Genomic DNA, 17,475 nt, shown 5'->3' with positions numbered 1-17,475 from the left:
CCACCCCACCCATGCCGCTCGGTGAGCAACGCCAGCTCAGTAAGCCGGTCCAAGCTGTTGTGCCCCCTGATCGCGTCATCACCACGATGCCCAGGCTCAACCTGATTAGGGATGTACCACAAGAATTCGGCAGTCATAGTACGAGAGTATGTCGACTGACTTACTAGGATTGCCGTGTCTCAGGCGGTGGATGGGCTCAGTCGAACCAGTTGAACAAGATCTGGCCCACCGTCCGCGGCTCGTGATACTTCACGTCCACCAGATCGGCCTTCGACAGTCCCACGAGATGTTCGTCGACCACCGAAGCATTCAGCTCCTCCGGCGTCCCCACGACGAAGCCCGCCACCACGAAGGTCGCAGCCCCCGGTACCTCGCAGTACGGCGCATCGATCCGCCCGACCTCCCGCACGGCCGCCACCACCCGCATCGGCACATTCAGCCTCAGCTCGACGACATCCTCCCCGCGCAACTCCACCGAGTAGAAGTTCCGAGTAGGCCCCGGCCGCGGCCCTTCGGCGTCCCCCATCACCCGGTACCGCGAAGTCCGGGCAGCCGCATGAATCGCCCCCATCCAGCTCCGAACACACTCCGCCGCATCCCAAGCCGGCGCCGTACACCCCGCCACCAGCGGCAGTACCCCACCAGTCATGCCCGCGAACCTAGCAACCGGCTACCGCACTGAGAACAGAGGCCGTGCCCGGCGCCGTCGACCGAGCCGGGGGTTGCCTAGTGAGTTGGGGGGTTGCCCACTGAGATTTTCGATGGGCAACCCCCCAGTTGGAGGGGCAACCCCCGTGGTGGACCCCGCCGTACTGGTCCTGCGCCTGCTCGCCGTGCCTCACACCGGCCAGTCTGCGGCTGGCAGGAGTGCACGCAGCGACGTGATCCGGTCCGGTCCCAGGATCACCTCGGCCTCGAGATTCGCCTCGTCGATCTGCCGGATGAACTCCCGGCACCGCCCACACGGCGGCACAACCACCACACCGTCCACCCCACGCGTCACCGCCACGATCCGCGCGATCCGGTACTCCCGCGCAGTCACCATCGCCGCGATAGCAGCATGCTCAGCACAAAACCCCGTGCCGCAACTCGTGTCGATACAAACCCCGACGTACACAGTCCCCTTGTCAGTCACCAGAGCCGAAGCCACATCCCCGAACACCCGATCCCCAACCCGATGCGGCCACAAAACCGCCGCAGCAGCCTCGATCAGCCCCTCAACACCAGTCATGCCCGGAACCTAACAACCGCACCCACTCACCCACGAAGGGATTTCGCCGCGACAGCTGCACGAGGACAGGAGGTATCCCTCGGGTCGCGGCAACTCGCCTTCGCCCCAGGCGTGCGGCACGGCATACGTAGACGACTACGTCCTGTCCTTGCGCGGGTTGGCTGCATCCAGCTGGATGCCGGCCAAGATGGCTGCTCGGTGTGACGCGTCGAGTGAACCCACCGTGCGGATGGCGATCGCGGTGAGCGGACGGCGGACCGCCGGCACTGTCCAACTCTGCACGGGCGGCCCGGTTCACGCTCAGCCGGTCCTGTCTGGTCGGCTCAGGAGCAGGTTGGTCAGTGGCACAGGTCCGCCCCACCGGTAGGCCCCATCAACACCGCCACCGCATGAAACCTCCCAACGACCGGTACCCCCCACTGCCCCCATTGCCACGCTCGCTATCACCAGCCCGTATACGTCCTGATCGTTCGGGTCACACCGCCAGCGCGGGGAACAGGCGAAGTGCCGCACGAACCAGGGGAGAGAACCTCGGTACGTCGGCCGCCGTGGCGAGCGTGATCCCGCGAACATCCTCCGCCGCGATGTCCCGCACGACAGGTCCGTCCACCTCCACCCGCATGATGAGACCCGCATGCGTGAAGTCGATGGCTCGGCCAGCCGAATCCTGCTCGACATGGAACTCGAGCGTCGCGGTCTCGAGCACTCGGCCTAGCCCGAACACCACACTCCTCCCGCAGTTCCCGGCGCAGCGTGTCCACCTCGGACTCACCTGCCTCAGGCGAACCACCCGGCAGATCCAGCAACCCGTCGTACGGTCCCCGCGACTTCCGCACCAACACCAGCCGCCCCGCCTGCAGCCAAACCCCGTAGACCCCGAAGTGCTTGGTGGTCACGGGCGGGCGAAGGACCAGACGGGGTGGATGGTGGTTTCGGTTGGGGTCAGGTGCAGGTCGGCTAGTAAGGCGTGGAGAACGTTGTCTACGTAGGCGAGGCCTTCGGCCTCCGTGCGCCAGACCTGGGTGATGGTGAAGCCGTCACCCTCCGGGTGGACTACGTGCGCCATCAGTCCAGGCGGCGGCCCGCCGGCTGTTGCCATGGCCTGGCCTACCCGGTCGTCCAGTTCGTCGAACTGATCGCGGGTGGCGGACGGCACCGACAACTGCAGCAGAGCGGCCATGAGATGGATTGTCGTCGACGACAGCCCGATGCGAAACAGCGGCGGCCATTCACCGATCGAGTTGGTGGCGGAACCAGGGGAGGGCGTACTCGGTGATGTCGTGGACGACGTCCTTGCCCAGCTCAGCCAGGTCTGTCCGTGCGGACAGGCACCACCACTTATCCGCCCGCTCGGGTGTGAGGTTGCCGATGCGCACCCACGAAGTCGGCTTGCCGTAGCAAATCGAGGCAGCTGGGCGCTCCGGCAGGTGGGGTCGCTCGTGCCTTGCTGCGGTCCAGGCGGACTTGTTCACGACCTGGAGGTTGATGGTGAACCGCACCTCGGCGGCCGTGCTGCCGGACGCTTTCTGGAATCCGAGCAGGGCCCAGCAATCCGAGGAGGGCAGCGAGTACTTACCTGCGGACCCCTTGAATCCAGCAGCGCGGAGAGCCGGGCTCAGTGTCTCCTTGACCAGGGTGGCGTACAGCGCTTGCGCCGGAACCGCAGGCGCCCTCCGCGGGAACCAGTTGCCGTGCATGTACGCAACCTAGCTGGAGGTGGGACGACGAAGCCCACCCGGCGGGACACCGGGTGGGCTTCGGGACGACGGCTAGCGGCTCACACGTCGTAGTAGAGCTCGAACTCGTGCGGGTGCGGGCGGAGCTGGATGGGGGCGATTTCCTGGGTGCGCTTGAGGTCGATCCAGGTTTCGATGAGGTCCGCGGTGAAGACGTCGCCTTCGAGGAGGAAGTCGTGGTCGGCCTCGAGGGCGTCGATGACGGCCGGGAGGGAGGTGGGGACCTGGGCGATGCCCTCGTGCTCCTCCGGGGGGAGCTCGTAGAGGTCCTTGTCGACCGGGTCGGCGGGCTCGATCTTGTTGCGGATGCCGTCGAGGCCGGCCAGGAGCTGGGCGGCGAAGGCCAGGTACGGGTTGGCCGACGGGTCGGGGCAGCGGAACTCGATGCGCTTGGCCTTGGGGTTGGAGCCGGTGATCGGGATCCGGATGCAGGCCGAGCGGTTCCGCGAGGAGTAGACCAGGTTGACCGGGGCCTCGAAGCCGGGGACCAGGCGGTGGTAGGAGTTGACCGTCGGGTTGGTGAAGGCCAGCAGCGACGGGGCGTGCTTGAGCAGGCCGCCGATGTACCAGCGGGCGGTGTCGGACAGGCCGCCGTACCCGGACTCGTCGTAGAACAGCGGGTCGCCGTTGCTCCACAGCGACTGGTGGCAGTGCATCCCGGAGCCGTTGTCGCCGAAGATCGGCTTCGGCATGAAGGTCGCGGTCTTGCCGGCCTGCCAGGCGGTGTTCTTGACGATGTACTTGAACTTCATCACGTTGTCGGCCGACGCCAGCAGCTCGTCGAAGCGGAAGTTGATCTCGGCCTGGCCGGCGGTGCCGACCTCGTGGTGGGCGCGCTCGACGATCAGGCCGGAGCGCTCCAGGGACAGCGTGATGTCGTCGCGCAGCTCACCGAAGTGGTCGGTCGGCGCGACCGGGAAGTAGCCACCCTTGTAGCGGACCTTGTAGCCGCGGTTGCCGCCGTCCTCGACGCGGCCCGTGTTCCAGGCGCCGGCGACCGAGTCGATCGAGTAGTGCGAGGAGTTCGCCTTGGTCTCGAAGCGGACGTCGTCGAAGACGTAGAACTCGGCCTCGGGGGCGAAGAACGCGGTGTCCGCGATACCGGTCGACTTCAGGTACTCCTGCGCCTTGCGGGCGATGTTGCGCGGGTCGCGCGAGTACGCCTCGCCGGTCAGCGGGTCGTGCACGAAGAAGTTGACCACCAGCGTCTTGGCGCTGCGGAACTCGTCGATGAAGGCGCTGGTCGGGTCCGGCAGCAGCTTCATGTCGGACTCGTGGATCTGCTGGAAACCGCGAACCGACGAGCCGTCGAACGCCAGGCCCTCTTCGAAGACCTCCGGTCCGAACGACGACACCGGGACGGTGAAGTGCTGCATGATGCCCGGCAGGTCGCAGAACCGGACGTCGACGATCTCGACGCCCTCGTCCTTGACGTAGGCGAGCAGCTCCTCAGCGCTGGAAAACATACGTACTCCTCGGGGTGGCTCAGAGATTGCAACTGAACGTAGGGCCTGCCGATTACTCGGCGGTGACCCCGATGTTTCGCGGATGTTACGCCCAGCGTGTCCGCGCTGACCCACTGGTGTACGCCGGTCACGCCCTGAGATGTCGCAGTCCGCCTGTCGGCACTCAGTTGCGCTTCCGTAGGCTAGTCATCATGGCATCATCGGCCCAGCCGGGCACAGGACCCTCCGGCGAGTTCCGCTATCCGGGCAATCGGCTCGGCCTTCCCGAGGCAGGCCCGGGCTCGGCCGCCGGCTGGGGCCGGCGCATCCTGGCGCTGCTGCTGGACTGGTTCCTCGCCGGCCTGATCGCGTCCGCGATCACCGGGAAGCCCATCTGGGCAGGTGGCAACGACTTCGGTACGGCGCAACTGACCACCTTCTTCGCGATGACCGCGATCCTGGCCGGGCTGGCGGGCGGCACGATCGGCCACCGGGTTCTCGGCCTCCGTGTCCTGAGCCTCAAGGACGGCCCGACCGGCGCTCAGGTAGGACTCCTGGGCGGTGTCATCCGCGCCGTACTGCTGTGTCTGGTCCTGCCCGCCGTCGTCTACGACCGCGACCGCCGCGGCCTGCACGACCGCGCGGCGAACACCATTGTCGTCCGCCGCTGACCTGGCAGCTCCCTGCCACCGCGGCCACCACGAGCTCCCGCCGTACCAGGATCGGCGCTGTGAACCTCGCCGTGACCCGAACCGCCGTACTCGCCGTAGCTCTGCTGATGCTCGCTGCGTGCGGCTCATCGGGGGATCAGGTCGCGACCACCCCCAGTGCGAGCGTTCCCACGGCGTCGGCGACGACCCCCTCCGAGTCGTCGCCGGCGCCCACCCCGACTCCCGCACCGCCCACCAAGCCGAAGCCGAAGCCGACCCCCAAGCCGGTACCGAAGGCCAAGGACGGCTCGAACTACGCCGCGTGCAGTGACAGCAACTGCGAGGTCCTGCTCCGGCCGTCGACCACGCTCCGCTTCCGCGGCGGCACCCTGAAGATCGGCAAGATCGGCAAGTTCGTACCCTTCACGATCTCCGGCCGGTACGGCGGGGGCAGCGGGCAACTGGCCCCCGGCTGCGTGCTCAACTTCCGGCCGGGCGGCACCGGCGTCGCCTGTCGCACCGGGACCGGCTCCCTGTCGCGCTCACTCGACAAGCCCGGCCTGAACCTCCGCCTCCCGTACATCGGCGGCGGCCGGGCGATCCTGAACCTGCGCGCGCTCTAGCGGCGGGTGAACCGCAACTGGACGTCGTCCAGGTAGTTGGTGCGGAAGCCGGCTTCGGAGTAGGCGAGGTAGAACTCCCACATCCGGCGGAAGGTGCCGTCGAAGCCGAGGTCGGCGATGGCCGGCCACTGATCGATGAAGCGGTTGCGCCAGATCCGCAGCGTCCGGGCGTAGTCCGGGCCGAGGTGGCGCAGGACCTCGGTCTGCAGGCCGGTGTGGTCACGGGTGATGTCCTCGATCACCTTGACCGAGGGGATCAGGCCGCCGGGGAAGATGTACTTCTGCACCCAGGTGAAGGTGTTGCGGGTGGCCAGCATCCGCTCGTGCGGCATCACGATCGCCTGGACGACGGCGATGCCGCCGGGGGCGAGTCGCCGTTCGATCGCGTCGAAGTAGACCGGCCAGTACCGCTCACCGACCGCCTCGATCATCTCCACACTCAGTACGGCGTCGAACTCGCCGATCTGATCGCGGTAGTCGCGCAGCGCGACCTGCACGCGGTCGCTCACGCCCGCATCGGCGATCCGGCGCTGCGCCAGGAGGGCCTGCTGGGAGGCGATGGTGATCGCGGTGACCCAGGCGCCGCGCTGGGCGGCGCGGATGGCCAGGCTGGCCCAGCCGCACCCGATGTCGAGCACGCGGGAGCCGGATTGGACGCCGGCCGCGTCGAGGATCGCGTCGAGCTTGTTCAGCTGCGCCTGGTTCAGTTCGTCGTACGACGCCTCCCCGAGCCCGGCCGTGGGATCCGCCGTACCGAAGTAGGCCGCGGAGTAGGTCAGGGTCGGATCGAGGAACTCCGAGAACATCCCGTTGCTCAGGTCGTAGTGCCGGCTGATGTTCTCGCGGGCGCCGGCCCGGTCGTTCTCCTGGTCGCCGGGCTGGGTGCGGGTCACCAGCCAGCGCAGCGACTGCGCCCACTTCGGCAGCAGATGCCGGGTTTCCTCGTTGCTGAACCGCTCGGCGAACGGCACCAGCAGGTCGGCCAGATCGGTCCCGGGCTCGGGATCCCAGTCACCGGCCAGGTAGGCCTCGCCGAATCCGGAGCCGGCGTCCTGCCCGAGCCGGTCCAGGAACGCGGCGCTGCGGTGCACCCGCATCGCCGGGCCACCGAGGCCGTACGACTTGTTGTCGAGATTGATGGTCGCGGGCAGGTCCTTGGCGATCAGACGGATCGCGGCCAGGGCGCCGACCCGGCGTACCGGGTTCGATCGCGGCCTGGCCAGCGTCGGCCATGTCTCGGCCACCGGCTGGTGCACCGCCGGCATCAGATCCGTCATGACTTTCTACCTCACCCCTTGAACCGTCCTGGCCGCACTCTAAGGCCGATTGCCGTCAGGCCGCTGCGACACGAGGCACAGAAACCCCACGCTACTCAAACGCCCTTGAGCGTCATCGGTTACCCAGGAGCTGCTAGTCACCCTGGGTAAGTGCGGACGGTTCTTGGGTCAGCGGCCCTTCATGGCCTGCCGGGCGCCCTTCATGCTGGTCGGCACCGGGCCCTTCGGCATCGGGACCTGCGGGCGGACGGCGTCCAGCGCCTTCAGCCGCTGGAGCAGGTCGGTGATCTCCGACGGCTGCAGGGCGGCCGGGAGCTTCATCACGTGCTTGGTCAGCTTGCGGATGTCGATCTCGTCCTCGCCCTGACCGGCGATCAGCTGGATGACCGGCGCACCGCCGGCGACCCGGGTGTGCTTCTTGCCCTCGGCGGCCAGCAGGTTCTTCACGCGGCTCGGCGCACCCTCGCCGACCAGGACGATGCCCGGCCGGCCGACGACGCGGTGCACGATGTCGGCGTTCTTGGTGACGGCGACCGCGGGCGTCACGTTCCACCCGCGGCGCAGCGTCTGCAGGGCCGAGGCGGCCGCGCCGGTCTGGCCCTCGATCTGGCTGTACGCGGCCTTCTCGACCTTGCGGCCGAAGATGATCGTGGCGGCCAGGAAGCCGAGCGCGACACCGAGCGGGATCCAGACCAGCAGCGGGCCGACGAAGATCCCGGCCGCGACGAACACCGCGACGATGCCGAGGAAGATCCCGGCGAGCACCAGCCCGACCTTCGGGTCGGACTTCTTGGTCAGCGTGTACGCCGACCGGATCTGCTTGAGCCGGCTGGTCTTCTCGGCGGGCGCGTCGTTCTTGGCCATCTCTACCTTGTCCTGGTTCTGAGCCTGCGGGTTCTGAGCCTGTTGGTTTAGGCTTGCGGGGCGTTCATACGTGACTCAACGGCCTGACGGTACAGCCGTCCGGCGCGGTACGACGACCGTACCAGCGGACCGGACAGAGCACCGGCGAAACCGATCTCCTCGGCCTCGGCCTGCATCTCGACGAACTCCTCCGGCCGGACCCAGCGCTCGACCGGGTGGTGCCGTACGGAAGGACGCAGGTACTGCGTGATGGTGATGATCTCGCAGCCGGCCGCGTGCAGGTCCTTGAGCGCCTGGCTGACCTCGTCGCGGGTCTCGCCCATCCCGAGGATCAGGTTGGACTTGGTCACCAGGCCGTAGTCGCGGGCCTGGGTGATGACGTCCAGCGAGCGCTCGTAGCGGAAGCCGGGGCGGATCCGGCGGAAGATCCGCGGCACCGTCTCGACGTTGTGTGCGAACACCTCGGGCCGCGAGGAGAACACCTCGGCCAACTGCTCCGGTACGGCGTTGAAGTCCGGCGCGAGCATTTCGACGCCGGTGCCGGGGTTGAGCTCGTGAATCTGCCGGATGGTCTCGGCGTACAGCCAGGCACCGCCGTCGGGGAGGTCGTCGCGGGCGACACCGGTCACTGTCGCGTAGCGCAGGCCCATGGTCCGGACCGATTCGGCGACCCGGCGCGGTTCGTCGCGGTCCAGATCCTCCGGTTTCCCGGTGTCGATCTGGCAGAAGTCGCAGCGCCGCGTGCACTGGTCGCCACCGATGAGGAACGTCGCCTCCCGGTCCTCCCAGCACTCGAAGATGTTCGGGCAGCCGGCTTCCTGACAGACTGTGTGCAGCTGTTCGGATTTCACCAGCTTCGAGAGGGCCTGATACTCCGGGCCCATCTTGGCGCGAGTCTTGATCCACTCGGGTTTGCGCTCGATCGGGGTCTCCGCGTTGCGCACTTCGAGCCTGAGTAGCTTCCGTCCTTCAGGGGCGATCGTCACAGCTCCCAGGGTACGCGCCGCTATTCAGGAGCCAATCACCCGTACGCTGATGAGCTATGTCCACCGTTCAACTCGGCAGTACGCCGGGCGCCGCCGTACCGGGTCCTGCGCCGGAGCGGCCGACCACCGAGCGTCGCTGGGTCCGGCCGCGTCCGACCGCGCGGGAGCGGCGCAGCGACCTCATCCTCGGGGTGTCGATGGCGGCGCTCGGGCTGCTGGGGACCGAGCTGGCCAGGACCTCCTCGCCGACGGCGGTCGACCTCGGTATCTGGGGCGTCGAGCCGTACGTGCTCGCCGCCGCCGGTGCGCTGCCGCTGTGTTTCCGCCGGGTCGCTCCGGTCCCCGTGATGCTGCTGGTCTCCGTCCTGTTCGTGCTGACGGGGGTCCGCGCCGGTTTCGCGTACGCCGGGAACCTCGTCACGCAGGTGTCGCTGTTCATGGCGATCTATTCGGCGGTCGCCTGGTCGCGGGAACGCCGGCTGGTGAAGGCTGCGTCGGCGCTGGTGTTCACCGGGATGTTCACCTGGCTGGGCATCAACTTCCTCGAGGCGCTGCGGATGAACCAGATCACCGGGCCGAACAAGGGCCTGGCGTCGCCGTACGTCTCGGCCGTGACGCTGGCGGTCGCCTTGAACGCCCTGTACTTCTTCGGCGCCTACCACTGGGGCCGGACGGCGTGGGGTGTGGCGCGGCAGCGGGCCGAACTCGAGGGGCAAGCCGTCGAGCTGGCCGAGCAGCAGCGAGCCAACGCGCGGCGCGCGGTGATCGACGAGCGGCTGCGGATCTCCCGTGAGCTGCACGATGTGGTCGCGCACCACATCAGCAGCATCGGGGTCCAGGCCGGGGGAGCGCGCCGGGTGATGGAGAAGGACCCGGAGGCGGCCAAGAACGCGCTCAGCGTGATCGAGGAGTCCAGCCGGACCGCGGTCAACGAGATGCGCCAACTGCTTGGCATGCTGCGCGCCGCCGACCCCGATCTGGATGTCGACGCACCGGACGAGAAGGCGCCGCAGGCCGGTGCGGACCGGCTGCCGGCTCTGATCGCTGAAGTCAACGGTCAGGGGCTGGAGGTCGGGTTCCACCAGATCGGTCCGCTGCAGGAACTCCCGCAGACGGTGTCGGTGTCGGTCTACCGGATCGCCCAGGAGGCGCTGACCAACGTCCGGAAGCATTCGACCGCGCGCAGCGCGCACATCACCCTGCGGTATCTGGGGGAAGCGGTCGAGCTCGAGGTGATCGACGACGGCCGCCCCAAGCACGCCTCCGTCGGCAGCCGGCTCGGGCATGTCGGGATTCGTGAGAGGGTCGGGCTGCTCGGTGGTGAGAGCGAGATCGGTCCCCGGCCGGTCGGAGGGTTCCGGGTCCGGGTGCGGATCCCGGTGCAGCGAGGAGTAGACGAATGATGCGCGTCCTGCTGGTCGACGACCAGGACCTGGTCCGGGCCGGTTTCCGGATGATCCTCTCGGTCGAGGCCGAGATCGAGGTGGTCGGTGAGGCGGCCAACGGCGAGAAGGCGGTCGAGCTCGCCCTGCAGCTGCGGCCGGACGTCGTACTGATGGATGTCCAGATGCCCGGGATGGACGGGATCACCGCAACGCAGAAGATCGTCGCCGCGGACGCCGGCAAGGTGATCATCCTGACCACGTTCGACCGGGACGACTACCTCTTCGAATCGCTCGGTGCGGGGGCCAGCGGGTTCCTGCTGAAGAACACCGCACCGGAGGACCTGGTCGAGGCGATCGAGGTCGTGCATTCGGGTCACGCACTGCTCGCGCCCGAGGTGACCCGCCGGGTGATCAAGCGGTTCACCGGTGGTGGCGAGCGGGTCTACCGTCCGGATCTGATCTCGGACCTGACCGAGCGTGAGCGCGAGGTTCTCGGCCTGATCGCGCGCGGCCTGACCAACACCGAGATCGCCAACCAGCTCTACGTCGGCGAGGCCACGGTCAAGACCCACGTCTCCCGAGTGCTGCTCAAGCTCGGCCTGCGTGACCGCGTCCAGGCCGTTGTCTTCGCCTACGAGTGCGGACTGGTCACCCCCGGCGACGACCTGGCCGGCTGACGCACCAGCACCGCACCAACCAGCAGTACGACGACCGCCGCGCACCCGACGACCACACCGACCGCCGACAGCACCAGCGGGAGCGCCAGTACGACGGCGACGCTGATCAGCACGAAGATCAGCGGGGTGACCGGTGGATTGACGATCGGCGCGTGGACCAGCCAGAGCATGGTCAGAAAGACAGCCACTGGCAGGGCAACGGCGTACCCGACTGATTGTGGTGCGTGGGTGGTTTCCTCGACCGCCACCTCCAGTCCACTGCCCAGCGCGGCCAGTGCGGCGAACAGGAAGAAGTGGCCGTAGCCCCAGCCGTAGGAGTGCTCGCGGCGATCGCGGAGCCCATCACCGGACGGGTGCAGGAAGTAGAGCCACCAGAGCGCGAACAGCAGGACCAGTCCGGCTCCGGCGACCAGCAGGAACGACGCACTGACGTGGTCGCTCGCCACTGCGGCTTGGACACCCCGGCTGGCCGCCAGCACGCTCTCGCCGAGCAGAATGATCGCGAACAGCCCGTAGCGCTCGGCAATGTGGTGCGGATGCCAGGTGGTCTGCGGTCCCCGCTCGGCCCACCGCGGTACGGCGAGCTCGACGGCGACCAGTAGCACGAACCAGGGGAGTGCCAGGTCCGCGAGTACCAGAGCCAGTAACCAGCCGACTTGAGCTGCTGCGATCCCCACGGCGTACTTGAGCGCCGTACTGCGCCCTGCGGGATTCTCGTACGCCGCGCGCAGCCACTGGACGACCAGTCCGGCCCGCATGATCAGGTAGCCGATGAGCACGGTCCGGTAGTCGCCCGAGGCTGCTGCTGCCGGTACGCCGGCCGCCAGCACGAGCACTCCGGCCATCTGCACCATGGTGAGCACCCGGTACAGCACGTCGTCGGTGTCGTAGGACGAGGCGAACCAGGTGAAGTTCATCCAGGCCCACCAGATCGAGAAGAACACCTGGAGGAACCCGACCACCTCGACGTGGCCGTCGGCGATGCTGTGCGCGAGCTCTGCGGTCACTGCGGCGACTGCCACCACGAAGGTGAGGTCGAAGAGCAGCTCCAGTGGGCTCGACGTCCGGTGCGCCTCGTCGATGGAGCGTGCGGTCATCCTGGTCATGTCAGGCAAGACAGCCGGCCGGGCACCGCTGTGACAGACGCCTGTCACAACTCGGTGCGGTCGTCTGTCTTGACTGGTGAGTGGCGCCGGCGGGGCGCCTGGGCAGACGGGAGCGAGTTGTGAAGATCGTCGTGATTGGCGGCACTGGGCTGATCGGCTCGAAGGTCGTACGGCGACTGGAGGCACACGGGCACAAGGCGGTTGCGGCGGCGCCCGACACGGGCGTGAACTCGCTCACCGGTGAAGGCCTGGACGAGGTGCTGACCGGTGCGTCGGTGGTCATCGACCTGGTGAACTCACCGTCGTTCGAGGACCAGGCGGCGCTGGACTTCTTCCGCACCGCCACCACCAACGTGCTGGCCGCTGAGAAGCGGGCCGGGGTCGGTCACCACGTCGCACTGTCGATCGTCGGTACCGAGCGCTCGCCGCAGATCGGCTACTTCCGCGCCAAGCTCGCCCAGGAGGAGCTGATCGAGTCCTCCGGCGTCCCGTTCTCGCTGGTGCACGCGACCCAGTTCTTCGAGTTCGTGAAGGCGATCGCCGACACCTCCGAGGTCGACGGTGTGGTCCGGATCCAGCCGGTGAACTTCCAGCCGATCGCCGGTGACGACGTCGCCGACGAGGTGGCCAGGGGCGCGACCGGCGAACCGCTGAACGGGCGGGTCGAGATCGCCGGGCCGGACAAGGAGCGGATGGACGAGTTCTTCCGCAAGGCGCTGTCCGAGCTGGATGACCCCCGTGAGGTCGTCACCGACCCGCAGGCGACGTACTACGGCGCTGTGGTCAGTGAGGACGCGCTGGTACCGATCGGCGAGGCAGTACTCGGCCGGATCCACTACGCCGATTGGGAGAAGAAATGAGCAGCGACGACTTCCTGCACGAGCTGGAGGCCGAGACGAAGGCAGAGCTCGGTGCGCTGGAGGCCGCCGTACCGGATGTTGAGCTGCCGGTAGAGCAGTGGCTGGTCGACCCGGCCGAGGAGGCCATGGAGCAAGCCAGCCTCCGCAGCCTGCTCGGTGCGGTGGAGGCACTGGAGGATCCGGGGCACTGAGACCGGCTCCGGGTGTGTGGCCGCACACCCGGAGCCCTCAGTCGACACTTCAGGCGGTCTGAAGGCGGGCCAGCTTGTCCGGGTTCATCTGGACGTTGATCTGGAAGATGCCGTCGGGCGACGAGCTGACCGTGAGGACGGTACGGACCTGGCCGTCGACGGTCAGCACCGCGGCCGGCTGGCCGTTCATCTGCGTCCAGACGATCTCCACGCCGACCCAGAACCGGGTGTGGAAGGAGCGGAAGAACTTGGCCACCCGCTCGGACCCGACCACCGGGAACTTCGACGCCCGCGCCTTGCCGTTGCCGTCGGACACACTCGTCACATCGGCCGCGAACAGGTCCTCCAGCTCCACCAGGTCCCCGGACTTGGCAGCATGCACAAAGGCCGTCAGGAGCCGCTGCTGCTCGGTCGCGTCCACCTCGACCCGCCGCTCGCCGTCCACGTGCTTGCGGGCCCGGCTGACGAGCTGCCGCACCGCAGGCTCGTTCAGCTGCAGGATGTCGGCGATCTGGCTGTACGGGTAGTCGAACGCCTCCCGCAGCACGTACGCAGCACGCTCGTTGGGGGACAGGCGCTCCATCAGCAGCAGTACGGCGAACGCCAGCGCCTCACCGCGTTCCGCGCCAAGGTACGGGTCCGCGCTCGTGTCGACCGGCTCCGGCAGCCACGGCCCGATATACGACTCCCGCCGTACCCGGGCGGACTGAGTCGCGTTGATCGCGAGCCGAGTGGTCGCGGTGGCCAGGTAGGCGGCCGGGTTGAGCACGACACTGCGGTCCGCCAGCTGCCAGCGCAGCCACACGTCCTGCACGATGTCCTCGGCCTCGCTCGCGCTGCCGAGCATCCGGTAGGCGATGCCGAACAGCCGCGGTCGCACCTCGCCGAAGATCGCCGCCGCCTGGTCGAGGTCCTCGCTCACGGTAGTCATCATTCCTCCCTGATCGCGCTGTCACCAGTTCCGACCACCGGGACACGCCGGATGTGACATCAGCCCACCGTGGCGTAGCCCACTCTCCACCGTGCGGATGACACCCGCGATCACCCTGGCGGCCGACGTACGGCGGGGTGCCGACTGGCTAACTTTGAGCTACTTCCGGTGTGGAAGTGGGGGCCGATGGGACAGGAACGGTGACGGATGCTGAGGGTGGCTGGACTCACTCGGCGGTTCGGTGAACAGCTGGCGCTGGACGACGTGACATTCGACGTCGTGCCAGGGCGGATGACCGGGTTCGTCGGGGCCAATGGCGCCGGGAAGACGACGACGATGCGGATCATCCTCGGCGTCCTGGCCGCCAACGCCGGTGAAGTGCGCTGGCACGGTGAACTGCTGACGCAGAAGACCCGGCGGGAATTCGGCTACATGCCGGAGGAGCGCGGGCTGTACCCGAAGATGAAGATCCGCGACCAGCTGGTCTTCTTCGGCCGGCTGCATGGTCTGTCGGTGGGCAAGGCCACCGAGCGGACCGACAAGCTGCTCAGCCGGCTTGGCCTGGCCGAGCGGGCGACCGACGTACTCGAGACGCTCTCACTGGGCAACCAGCAGCGGGTGCAGATCGCGGTGGCATTGATCCACGAGCCGATCGCGCTGGTCCTGGACGAGCCGTTCAGCGGTCTCGACCCGCTGGCGGTCGACGCGATGGTGGACCTTCTGCGCGAGGAGGTCACTCCAGAGGTTCCGGTGCTGTTCTCCAGCCACCAGCTCGACCTGGTCGAGCGGCTGTGCGACGACCTCGTGGTGCTGTCCCGTGGCAAGGTCGTTGCCGCGGGCCCCGTTGCGGAACTCGCGGCCAGCCAGACGCCGACGTACCGGCTGGTGGTCGACGGCGACGCCGGCTGGCTGCGCGACCTGCCCGGTCTGCACGTCCGCGACGTGGCCGGCGGTACGGCGCTCTTCGACGCCGAGGACGAGGCCTCGGCCCAACAGATTCTTCAGCAGGCGATCAGCCGTGGACCGGTCCTGGAATTCGGGCCGGAGCGGGTGGCTTTGAGCGACGTCTTCCGGGAGGCGACCCGATGAACGACCAGACCCTGGATCGGCCCTGGATGCTGATCGCCGAGCGCGAGATCAGCACGAAGCTGCGGGACAAGACGTTCATCGGATCGACCCTGGTGATGCTGGTCATCGTGATGGCCGCGGTGATCCTGCCGGCGATCCTTGCCGGTGGCAACGACTCCGACAAGATCGCGGTGATCGACGACGGCGGAGCGGCCGTCGTACAGCGGGCTTCGGAGACGCAGGGAGGCGAAGCGTACGAGCCCCTGCGGGTTGCGGATCAGGCCGCTGCCGAGCAGGCGGTGACGAACACCGACGCGACCGCCGCCTTGCTGCCGGGACCTGATGGGTACGTCGTTGTCGGCAAGGACAAGGTGGATTCCGGGGTCGGTGGCGCACTGCGCGCGGCCGTGGCCTCGGTCGGGATGGAGAAGAACGCGGCCGCTGTGAAGCTGACGCCGGAGCAGTTGCGGGCCGGTACACAGGTGACCGAGAAGATTCTGGAGCCTGGGCCGCTGCCCGGGTTCGTGGCCGACTTCGTGAACATCGGGCTGGCGCTGGTGTTCTACATGACGGCGCTCGGGTTCGGCATGATGATCGCGCAGAGCGTCGTACAGGAGAAGGAGAGCCGGGTCGTCGAGATCCTGGCTGCCTCGGTACCGATCCGGTCGCTGCTGTGGGGCAAGGTGCTCGGCAACACGGTGCTGGCGCTTACTCAGATCCTGGTGATCGCGATCGCCTCGCTGATCGGGCTGACGGCGACGGACCAGCTCGACATCCTGTCCGTCGTGGCGCCGGTGGCCGGGTGGTTCGTGGTCTTCTTCGTGCTCGGGTTCGTCGCCCTGGCCGGGCTGTGGGCGGTCGCCGGTTCGCTGGCCACCCGGCAGGAGGACCTCGGGTCCACCACGCTGCCCGGGCAGATGATCCTGATGATCCCGTTCTTCTTCGCGGTCTTCGCCGGACCGGAGGCCCGGGAGATCGCCTCGTTCGTCCCGATCGCGTCCTCGATGTCGATGCCCGGGCGGATGCTGACGGAGGACGTGCCGCTCTGGCAGCCGCTGGCGGCGATCGGGATCCTGCTCGTGGCCACGGTGCTGATCATCCGGCTCGGTGCGCGGCTCTATGAGCGCACGCTGCTCAAGACCGGCCGCCGGCTCGGTTACCGCGAGGCGCTGGCGCTCGAAGCTGGATGACCTATCGTCACAACCCGGGTGAGCGTTACAGGGTTTGCCCGGGCTGTGACGAAACCGCAATCTTGATTACCTGTGTCCTGTGTAGCGACTTGGACTACGGTCTCAACGCATGAACGTGGAGCTGCGCCATCTCCGTGTGGTCGTCCTGGTTGCCGAGGCGGGATCCGTCGGCCGGGCGGCCCGCTGGCTCAAGGTGAGCCAGCCCAGCCTCACGGCGCAGCTCAAACGGATCGAGGCCGCGTTCGGCGGTGAGCTCTTCGAGCGCTCCCGCACCGGTGTCACCCCGACCGCACTAGGCCGGTACGCCGTGGACCGGGCCCGCGCGATCCTCGTCGACGTCGACCACCTCGCCGCGACCGTGTCCGCGATGACCGCGAGCGAGTCCAGCGCCGTACGGCTGGGTGGTTTCCCGACCGCACCGATGTCCGGGATCGCGCACCGACTGCGGGACCACGGCCAGATCGAGCAGGTCAGCATCGAGGTCGAGTGGTCCACGAGCGTGCTGCTCCAGCAGTTGGAGAGCGGGCGACTCGATTTCGCGCTGCTGCGTGAGTTCCCGGGCTTCGAGCTGCGGCTCCCCACCGGGGTTGAGTCGTGCACGGTGGTCGAGTCGGAATCGGCGTACGTCGTCATGTCGGCCGACCATCCTGCTGCTGCGATTGGGCATGCAGAGATCGACCTGGCCACGCTCTCCGGTGAGGAATGGATCGGCGAACCGCCGGACGACAGCGGCTTCCACGTCCTGTTCCGCGCCGCCTGCGAACAAGCCGGCTTCCAGCCGAAGGTCGAGCACCACTCCGTCGACACCTCGGTCCTGATGGGGTTCGTCACCAGTGGTCAGGGGGTCGCGCTGATCTCGCCGACGTCGTACCGGCTGCTCTCCCGCGACGTCATCACCCGCCCGCTCACCGGCGACCCCATCCACCGCCGCCTCCTGCTGGCCTGGAGCACCGACTCACCCCGAGCCCAGATGGCCCCCGACGTCCTTGCCATGGCGACGGCTGCGTACGACGAGGCCCTGGCCGAACACGCCCGCCGCGACCAACCCCACCACCACATGCACGTGGCGTGAGCCAAACCGGCCTCACGCCACTCGCTACGTCGCTCAGGCTCCGGCCGGCCGAATCTCCGGCGAGTTGAACGGTCCCTCGAACGCACTCACATGGAACTCGCCCGTGTCCTCGGGGTCCTCCATCCGCTCCCGATACTGCTGCCCCACCCGCTCGGGCTCACCCACGGACGCCTGCCACCCAAC

General features: G+C 68.0%; 21 protein-coding genes and 1 pseudogene. 9 read left to right on the top strand and 13 right to left on the bottom strand.

From position 1 onward, the window contains the following. Positions 1 to 196: 196 nt before the first annotated feature. The 8 genes and pseudogenes from E1261_RS32360 to glnA form a co-directional block, all read right to left on the bottom strand. On the bottom strand, positions 197 to 649 hold the full coding sequence (locus E1261_RS32360; protein ID WP_132413327.1) for a hypothetical protein: 453 nt from the start codon (positions 647 to 649) through the stop codon (positions 197 to 199). A gap of 189 nt (positions 650 to 838) precedes the next feature. Next, positions 839 to 1,231: a cytidine deaminase family protein gene (locus tag E1261_RS32355; RefSeq protein ID WP_132413325.1), complete on the bottom strand. Its 393-nt coding sequence runs from the start codon at positions 1,229 to 1,231 to the stop codon at positions 839 to 841. Between the two features lie 135 nt (positions 1,232 to 1,366). Beyond that, complete coding sequence (locus tag E1261_RS46950) at positions 1,367 to 1,498, bottom strand: hypothetical protein (protein WP_272948623.1); 132 nt, start codon at positions 1,496 to 1,498, stop codon at positions 1,367 to 1,369. A gap of 208 nt (positions 1,499 to 1,706) precedes the next feature. Further along, the gene (locus tag E1261_RS46575; protein WP_238176562.1) at positions 1,707 to 1,955 is read right to left on the bottom strand and encodes a hypothetical protein; all 249 of its coding nucleotides are present in this window, start codon (positions 1,953 to 1,955) and stop codon (positions 1,707 to 1,709) included. Positions 1,956 to 2,004: 49 nt separating this feature from the next. Then, a pseudogene (locus tag E1261_RS47180) lies at positions 2,005 to 2,067 on the bottom strand (hypothetical protein); the annotation flags it as partial. Between the two features lie 56 nt (positions 2,068 to 2,123). Further along, positions 2,124 to 2,411, bottom strand: coding sequence for a hypothetical protein (locus E1261_RS45540; RefSeq protein ID WP_165952732.1), 288 nt, complete (start codon positions 2,409 to 2,411; stop codon positions 2,124 to 2,126). 49 nt (positions 2,412 to 2,460) lie between these two features. Further along, positions 2,461 to 2,928: a DUF4304 domain-containing protein gene (locus tag E1261_RS32345; RefSeq protein WP_132413323.1), complete on the bottom strand. Its 468-nt coding sequence runs from the start codon at positions 2,926 to 2,928 to the stop codon at positions 2,461 to 2,463. Positions 2,929 to 3,008: 80 nt separating this feature from the next. Beyond that, positions 3,009 to 4,433 (bottom strand): type I glutamate--ammonia ligase, encoded by a 1,425-nt coding sequence (glnA, locus tag E1261_RS32340; protein ID WP_132413321.1) that lies wholly within the window; start codon positions 4,431 to 4,433, stop codon positions 3,009 to 3,011. A gap of 191 nt (positions 4,434 to 4,624) precedes the next feature. Here glnA and E1261_RS32335 point away from each other — a divergent pair, with 191 nt between their 5' ends. Together E1261_RS32335 and E1261_RS32330 are read left to right on the top strand one after the other, a co-directional pair. Next, positions 4,625 to 5,083: an RDD family protein gene (locus E1261_RS32335; RefSeq protein WP_132413319.1), complete on the top strand. Its 459-nt coding sequence runs from the start codon at positions 4,625 to 4,627 to the stop codon at positions 5,081 to 5,083. 59 nt (positions 5,084 to 5,142) lie between these two features. After that, a complete protein-coding gene (locus tag E1261_RS32330) occupies positions 5,143 to 5,685 on the top strand; it encodes a hypothetical protein (protein WP_132413317.1) in 543 nt (180 codons plus the stop codon). Here the strand turns inward: E1261_RS32330 and E1261_RS32325 are convergent. From E1261_RS32325 to lipA, 3 genes are all read right to left on the bottom strand, one after another. After that, positions 5,682 to 6,962 carry an SAM-dependent methyltransferase gene (locus tag E1261_RS32325; RefSeq protein WP_132413315.1) on the bottom strand — a complete coding sequence of 427 codons (1,281 nt, stop codon included), beginning with the start codon at positions 6,960 to 6,962 and terminating at the stop codon, positions 5,682 to 5,684. The genes E1261_RS32330 and E1261_RS32325 overlap by 4 nt on opposite strands. A 168-nt stretch (positions 6,963 to 7,130) precedes the next feature. Then, positions 7,131 to 7,826 (bottom strand): DUF4191 domain-containing protein, encoded by a 696-nt coding sequence (locus tag E1261_RS32320; RefSeq protein WP_132413313.1) that lies wholly within the window; start codon positions 7,824 to 7,826, stop codon positions 7,131 to 7,133. Between the two features lie 47 nt (positions 7,827 to 7,873). Next, on the bottom strand, positions 7,874 to 8,812 hold the full coding sequence (lipA, locus tag E1261_RS32315; protein ID WP_132413311.1) for a lipoyl synthase: 939 nt from the start codon (positions 8,810 to 8,812) through the stop codon (positions 7,874 to 7,876). A 56-nt stretch (positions 8,813 to 8,868) separates the two neighbouring features. Between lipA and E1261_RS32310 the strand changes: the two genes are divergently transcribed. Both E1261_RS32310 and E1261_RS32305 read left to right on the top strand, forming a co-directional pair. Continuing rightward, entirely contained in the window at positions 8,869 to 10,215 is a 1,347-nt protein-coding gene (locus tag E1261_RS32310; protein ID WP_132413309.1) for a sensor histidine kinase, read from the top strand. Beyond that, a complete protein-coding gene (locus tag E1261_RS32305) occupies positions 10,212 to 10,874 on the top strand; it encodes a response regulator (RefSeq protein ID WP_132413307.1) in 663 nt (220 codons plus the stop codon). The genes E1261_RS32310 and E1261_RS32305 overlap by 4 nt, the downstream gene beginning before the upstream one ends. Here E1261_RS32305 and E1261_RS32300 read toward each other — a convergent pair. Then, positions 10,829 to 11,971 (bottom strand): low temperature requirement protein A, encoded by a 1,143-nt coding sequence (locus tag E1261_RS32300; protein ID WP_132413305.1) that lies wholly within the window; start codon positions 11,969 to 11,971, stop codon positions 10,829 to 10,831. The two genes, E1261_RS32305 and E1261_RS32300, sit on opposite strands and share 46 nt — an antisense overlap. Positions 11,972 to 12,099: 128 nt before the next feature. Between E1261_RS32300 and E1261_RS32295 the strand changes: the two genes are divergently transcribed. Beyond that, complete coding sequence (locus E1261_RS32295; protein WP_132413303.1) at positions 12,100 to 12,840, top strand: SDR family oxidoreductase; 741 nt, start codon at positions 12,100 to 12,102, stop codon at positions 12,838 to 12,840. After that, entirely contained in the window at positions 12,837 to 13,031 is a 195-nt protein-coding gene (locus E1261_RS32290) for a hypothetical protein (RefSeq protein ID WP_132413301.1), read from the top strand. Before E1261_RS32295 ends, E1261_RS32290 begins: the two co-directional genes overlap by 4 nt. 49 nt (positions 13,032 to 13,080) lie before the next feature. On the opposite strand, the gene E1261_RS32285 is transcribed toward E1261_RS32290, so the two are convergent. After that, the gene (locus E1261_RS32285) at positions 13,081 to 13,962 is read right to left on the bottom strand and encodes an RNA polymerase sigma-70 factor (RefSeq protein WP_132413299.1); all 882 of its coding nucleotides are present in this window, start codon (positions 13,960 to 13,962) and stop codon (positions 13,081 to 13,083) included. 207 nt (positions 13,963 to 14,169) lie between these two features. Between E1261_RS32285 and E1261_RS32280 the strand changes: the two genes are divergently transcribed. From E1261_RS32280 to E1261_RS32270, 3 genes are all read left to right on the top strand, one after another. Next, a complete protein-coding gene (locus tag E1261_RS32280) occupies positions 14,170 to 15,051 on the top strand; it encodes an ABC transporter ATP-binding protein (protein WP_132413297.1) in 882 nt (293 codons plus the stop codon). After that, on the top strand, positions 15,048 to 16,220 hold the full coding sequence (locus tag E1261_RS32275; RefSeq protein WP_132413295.1) for an ABC transporter permease: 1,173 nt from the start codon (positions 15,048 to 15,050) through the stop codon (positions 16,218 to 16,220). The genes E1261_RS32280 and E1261_RS32275 overlap by 4 nt, the downstream gene beginning before the upstream one ends. A 109-nt stretch (positions 16,221 to 16,329) precedes the next feature. After that, positions 16,330 to 17,292, top strand: a complete 963-nt coding sequence (locus tag E1261_RS32270) for a LysR family transcriptional regulator (RefSeq protein WP_132413293.1) — start codon at positions 16,330 to 16,332, stop codon at positions 17,290 to 17,292. The last annotated feature ends 183 nt before the right edge of the window (positions 17,293 to 17,475 follow it).

Origin of the sequence: Kribbella albertanoniae, assembly GCF_004348455.1 — a bacterium.
GTDB classification, from domain to species: Bacteria; Actinomycetota; Actinomycetes; order Propionibacteriales; family Kribbellaceae; genus Kribbella; species Kribbella albertanoniae.
This window is presented reverse-complemented; position numbering and strand designations above follow the sequence as displayed.